The following is a 5,425-nucleotide window of genomic DNA, read 5'->3' as shown; positions in this document are numbered from 1 at the left end:
ACCCAGGATTAAGCCCGTATCGGGCCTTCAAGACATTGCCCGGCAGCCGTTATGCAGCGAGATTCCAAGCATTCACGGCGCCGATCGACCTCTGCTTTAGGCACTCGAAGCCGTGCCGTGCACTGGCAAAAACCTTTGGCTTGAATAACCTTTCGTTATGTGACGAGGCGCGCCCCGCGACCCCAGATCACGCCGCGGGCGACGGGCTCTGATACTGGCGGACCACGCCTTGGCCGATCAGCGCCTCGACTTCCTCCGGCGCGTAGCCCAGCGTTTGCGACAGCACGGCGGCGGTGTCTTCGCCAAGCATCGGCGGCGCCTTGTACTTTGCCCCGCGCTGAGCGCTCAGACCTTGCGCCGGTCTCACAAGGGAGATCGGGCCGATGTGCTGGCTGTGCAATGTCTGGACGACCTCCCTGGCCTTCACGGTCGGGCTCTCGAAGGCTTCCGGAACGGATTTGACCTCACCGGCCGGCACGCCGTGGCGCAGGCAGGCCTCCATCCAGTGATGGCGCGGCCGGGTACGGAATGCCGGGCCCAGCGTTGCGAGCAGGCTTTCCCGATTGAGCGCCCTTGCCGCCGCGGTCTTGTAAAGCGGGTCGCCGGCAAGGTGCGGCATGCCGACGACCTTTTCGCACAGCGCCGTGAACTGCTTGTCGTTGCCGACGGCGAGCGCGAAGCTGCCGTCGGAGCACTCGCAGATCTGATAGGGGACCACGGTGGGATGCGCGTTGCCATAGCGCCGCGGAATGACACCGGCATTGAGGTAGCCGCTGCCGACATTGATCAGGGTGTTCAAAGCGCATTCGAGTAGGGAGATGTCGATATACTGCCCCTGCCCGTTCTGCCGGCGCTGATACAGCGCCGCCAGGATGGATTGGACCGACACCATGCCGGCAATGATGTCGGTCATCGCCACCCCGATGCGCTGCGGCTCGCCGTCGACAGGCCCGGTGATGGACATCAGGCCGCTTTCCGCCTGCACGACGAAATCATATCCCGGCCGATCCCATTCCGGGCCGGTCTGCCCATAGCCCGATATCGAGCAGTAGATGATGTTGGGATTGACGGCTTTCAGGCTTTCATAGTCGATCTTGAGCCGCTGGACGGTGCCGGCGCGAAAATTCTCGATCACGACATCGGCCTGGGCCGCCAGGCGGCGAATGATCTCATGGCCTTTCGGATGTTTCAGGTCCACCGCTATGCTGGACTTGCCCCGATTGGCGCAGAGATAATACGTGCTGATGCCGTTGTAGTTCGGCACGGACCACGCCCGCGTGTCATCGCCGCCGTCGATATTCTCGATCTTCCAGACCTCCGCGCCGAGATCGGCGAGGCTCATCGTCGCCCAGGGGCCGGCCAGCACGCGCGAAAGATCCAGCACCTTGATGCCTGCCAAGGGCAAAGCGGGTGCGCTTTCGCCCGTGGGCGTTTCGCCGATGGTTTCCGACATACGTCCTCGCTTCCTTGCTTGAGATCGGTGGTTGTCGGGCGCTCAGGCCGCCTGTCCGATATCCGTCGGACCCGGAAAATGACACGCCGCCAGATGCCCCGGCTCGACCTCGGCGAGCGGCGGCTCGGCCTCGGCGCACCTCGCCTGCGCCTTGAAGCAGCGGGTCCTGAATGGACAACCCGACGGCGGGTTGATCGGGCTCGGCACATCGCCCTTGAGCAGGATCTGCTTGCGGCCCCGCTCCAGGTCCGGATCGGCGATCGGCACGGCCGACATCAGGGCCTGCGAATAAGGATGGAGCGGCCTCGCGTAGAGCTGCTCGGCCGGCGCGACTTCGACGAAGCGGCCAAGATACATCACCGCGACCTTGTGCGAGGTGTGACGCACGACCGAAAGATCGTGCGCGATGAACACATAGGCCGTCCGCATCTTCTCCTGGATTTCCTGGAGAAGATTGAGCACGCCCGCCTGGACCGACACGTCGAGGGCCGAAACCGGCTCGTCGAGGACGAGGACTTCAGGCTTCAATGCAAGGGCGCGGGCGATCACGACGCGCTGGCGCTGGCCGCCCGACAACTGGTGCGGATAGCGCCTGCCATGCGCGGCGCTCAGACTGACGAGATCCAGCATCTCCAGCACCCGCTCGCGCCTTTGCGAGCGGCTCATCGTCGTGATCCGCAGCGGCTCCGCGACACTGTCTTCGATGCGCATGCGCGGATGCAGCGAGCCATAGGGATCCTGGAACACGAGCTGCAGATGTCTGCGCATCCGCCGCATCTGCTCCGCGCCGAGCGAGACGATGTCCGTGCCGTTCAGCGTCACGCTGCCGGAGGTCGGCTCGATCAGCCTGAGCAGGCATCGCCCGAGCGTCGACTTGCCACAGCCGGACTCACCGACCAGCCCCAGTGTTTCGCCGGGATCGAGATCGAACGAGATATCCGTGACGGCCTTCAGCTGCGCAACCTCACGGCGCACCAGGCTGCCGCCCAGGATCGGGAAGACCTTGGAAAGATTGCGCACGGACAAGGCGGCGCCCGGCGCCACGCCGTCCGCGGCTGGATTTGAGACTTCAGCCATGTGCGGGCTCTTCGGATTGCGCCGCTCGGCCCGACTCGCCCCAGGGCGGCAGCGTTTCGGCGAAATGACAGGAGGCGCGGTGACGCCCAAGCTCGATGGTCGCAGGCGCAACTTTTCGGCACACGTCCTGAGCAAAGCTGCAGCGCGGATGAAAGGCGCATCCCTCGGGCAGCGCGCCAAGCATCGGCGGCGCGCCGGGGATCGAATAGAGCTTGTCCTTTGAAGCCGTCAGCTTCGGAATGGAGGCTATCAGTCCCCGCGTGTAGGGGTGACGCGGATTGGCGAAGAGCTCCCGCACTTCGGCTTCCTCGACCACCAGTCCGGCATAGATCACAGCGACCCGATCGGCATGCCCGGCGACGACGCCGAGATCGTGGGTGATCAGGATGAGAGCCAGCCCGAGCTTTTCCTTGAGATCCCGCAGCATGCGCATGATCTGGGCCTGGACCGTGACGTCCAGGGCCGTCGTCGGCTCATCGGCGACGAGCAGCTCGGGATTGTTGGCGATCGCCATGGCGATCATCACGCGCTGGCGCATGCCGCCGGAGAATTCATGCGGATATTGATTGATCCGCCGGTCCGGCTGCGGGATCGCCACCAATTGCAGGAGCTCGAGCACCCGCGCGGTCGCCTGCGCCTTCGTCATGCTTTTGGTGTGGAGAAGAAGCGCTTCGCGGATCTGATCGCCGACGGTCATCACCGGGTTGAGCGACGACAGCGGGTCCTGGAAGATCATGCTGATCTCCGAGCCGCGAAGCGCGCGCATGTCGCGACGCGGACGGCCGATCAGTTCCTGTCCCTTGAAGACGACGGAGCCGCTGACGACGGCGTTTCGCGCCTGCAGCCCGAGCGACGCCAGCATGCCGAGCGACTTGCCCGAGCCGGATTCTCCGACGATGCCGAGAACCTCCCCCTTGGAGAGTTCGACATCGAGGCCACGCACCGCGGGCAACGTTTTGCCATGCGAGGAAAAGCCCACTTTCAGGTCGCGTATGCGCAGCAGCGGCTCGCTTGCCGAAGCAGGGCCCTTGGCGTCGGCAACACTCATTTGGACGACCTCGGATCGAAATAGTCGCGCAGGCCGTCGCCGATGAAATTGAAGCCCAGCACCGCCGTCAGGATGGCCATGCCCGGCCCGAATGCGATCCACCAGCTGTAGAAGAATGTGGCGCCGTCCGAAATCATGGCGCCCCATTCCGGGGTGGGCGGAGTTGCGCCAAGCCCGATGAAGCTGAGCGACGCCGCAAGCAGGATGACCTGGCCGAGATCCATCGTCGCGCTGATCAGGATCGGCGTCCAGCAGAGCGGCAGGATGTGCTTGGTGAGGATGCGGAAATGACCGGCGCCCGCCGCGACCGCGGCTTCGACATGCTCACGCTCGCGCACCTCGAGCACCTGGGCGCGCATCAGCCGCGCATAGACCGGCCACCAGACGACGACCATCGCGATCGCCGCGTTGCCAAGCCCCGGGCCGAGCGAGGCCGCGACAGCCATTGCCAGAAGGATCGGCGGGAAGGAAAGGGTGATATCGACAAGCCGCATGATGGCGGCGCCGATGATGCCGCCCCTGTAACCCGAAATCGCGCCGGCGGCCGACCCGATCACAACGGCGCTGACCACGACCAGCAGCGCTATCGGCAGCGAATGCTGCGCGCCATGGATCGTGCGCGAAAGCACGTCGCGACCAAGGGCGTCGGTTCCAAGCAGATAGCTCGCATTCGGCGCCTGCAGCCGCCGCCCCGCAAGCTTGAGCGGATCGTAAGGCGCGAGCCATGTCGGAAAGAGCGTGGCGACGAGCCAGAAGAGAACGACGACACCGCCGACCAGAAAAGCGGGCGAAGCCCACTCGGGAAGGCGGAGGCGCGCCGATGATGAAGCTTGAACCGAAGACAATGGCATCTCTCTCAGTTCAGGCGCACGCGCGGATTGGCCAGCACGTAGGCGATATCCGTGAGAAGGTTCGTGATCAGGAACATCACGCCGCCGACGATGGTCACGCCGATGATCGCCGGGAAATCAAGCGAGCGGGCCGCCGTCACGGCGTAGCTTCCCATGCCGGGCCACGCGAACACAGCTTCGGTCAGCACGGCGCCGGTGATGAGATAGGCAAAGGAATAGCTGATCACCGTCAGCACCGGCACCAGGATGTTTCGGAACGCATGGCGAAGCACCACCCGCAATTCCCCCGCGCCCTTGGCGCGCGCGGTGAGGATGAATTCGCGTTCCATCACTTCGAGCATGTTGGCGCGGACGAGACGCGAGATCGTTCCCGCAACGGTCCAGCCAAGCACGATCGAGGGCAAGATGAGATGGCTGAGCGCATCCTTGAAAGCGGCGAGGTTTCCGGCCAGCAAGGTATCGATGGTCATGAAACCGGTCACCACGGGCGGCGGCGACATCCTGGGATCGATGCGGCCCGGTCCCGGCAGGATCTGGTATTTGACCGAGAACAGGAAAAGCAGCGCGAGGCCCAGCCAGAAGATCGGGACCGACGATCCGAAAAGCGAAAATATGCGTGCGCTCTGGTCGATCGCGGTGTCCCGGTAGTATGCCGCGAGAAGCCCGAACACGATGCCGATGACACTGCCGATGATCATCGCCGAGATGACCAGTTCGAACGTGGCCGGCAGCCGGGCCATCAGATCGGTCGAGACCGGGCGACGGGTGACGAACGACGTTCCCATGTCCCCTTTAAGGAGGTTGCCGACATAGATGAGATACCGTTCCGGCAAGGGACGATCGAGACCCCATCTTTGCCGCGCGGCCGCGACGATCTCGGGATTGTTGAGCTGCTGCTCGCTGACCACGGCCGTCAGCGGATCACCCTTGGTGATGGCCGTCAGCAGGAATGCCATCGTGACGATCCCCAGCAAAATGAAGGGCATCGCGATGCTG

At 64.3% G+C, this 5,425-nt stretch carries 6 protein-coding genes; 1 reads left to right on the top strand and 5 read right to left on the bottom strand.

The features are described 5' to 3' along the window. The coding region (locus tag EOD07_RS38160) for a hypothetical protein (protein ID WP_206519514.1) at positions 1 to 212 on the top strand (212 nt) is incomplete at its 5' end. On the opposite strand, the gene EOD07_RS20965 is transcribed toward EOD07_RS38160, so the two are convergent. The 5 genes from EOD07_RS20965 to EOD07_RS20945 are packed head-to-tail and all read right to left on the bottom strand — an operon-like array spanning position 188 to position 5,421. After that, positions 188 to 1,453, bottom strand: a complete 1,266-nt coding sequence (locus tag EOD07_RS20965; RefSeq protein WP_127236823.1) for a CaiB/BaiF CoA-transferase family protein — start codon at positions 1,451 to 1,453, stop codon at positions 188 to 190. The two genes, EOD07_RS38160 and EOD07_RS20965, sit on opposite strands and share 25 nt — an antisense overlap. A gap of 42 nt (positions 1,454 to 1,495) precedes the next feature. Then, the gene (locus EOD07_RS20960) at positions 1,496 to 2,530 is read right to left on the bottom strand and encodes an oligopeptide/dipeptide ABC transporter ATP-binding protein (RefSeq protein ID WP_127236822.1); all 1,035 of its coding nucleotides are present in this window, start codon (positions 2,528 to 2,530) and stop codon (positions 1,496 to 1,498) included. Further along, entirely contained in the window at positions 2,523 to 3,578 is a 1,056-nt protein-coding gene (locus tag EOD07_RS20955; RefSeq protein ID WP_127236821.1) for an ABC transporter ATP-binding protein, read from the bottom strand. The genes EOD07_RS20960 and EOD07_RS20955 overlap by 8 nt, the downstream gene beginning before the upstream one ends. Next, positions 3,575 to 4,423 (bottom strand): ABC transporter permease, encoded by an 849-nt coding sequence (locus EOD07_RS20950; RefSeq protein WP_041004416.1) that lies wholly within the window; start codon positions 4,421 to 4,423, stop codon positions 3,575 to 3,577. Before EOD07_RS20950 ends, EOD07_RS20955 begins: the two co-directional genes overlap by 4 nt. Before the next feature lie 11 nt (positions 4,424 to 4,434). Next, positions 4,435 to 5,421, bottom strand: a complete 987-nt coding sequence (locus tag EOD07_RS20945) for an ABC transporter permease (protein ID WP_245470358.1) — start codon at positions 5,419 to 5,421, stop codon at positions 4,435 to 4,437. Between the last annotated feature and the right edge of the window lie 4 nt (positions 5,422 to 5,425).

This window comes from Mesorhizobium sp. M2C.T.Ca.TU.002.02.1.1 (genome assembly GCF_003997225.1).
Note: the sequence above shows the minus strand (reverse complement) of the source record. Positions and strands in the feature narration are given on the sequence as shown.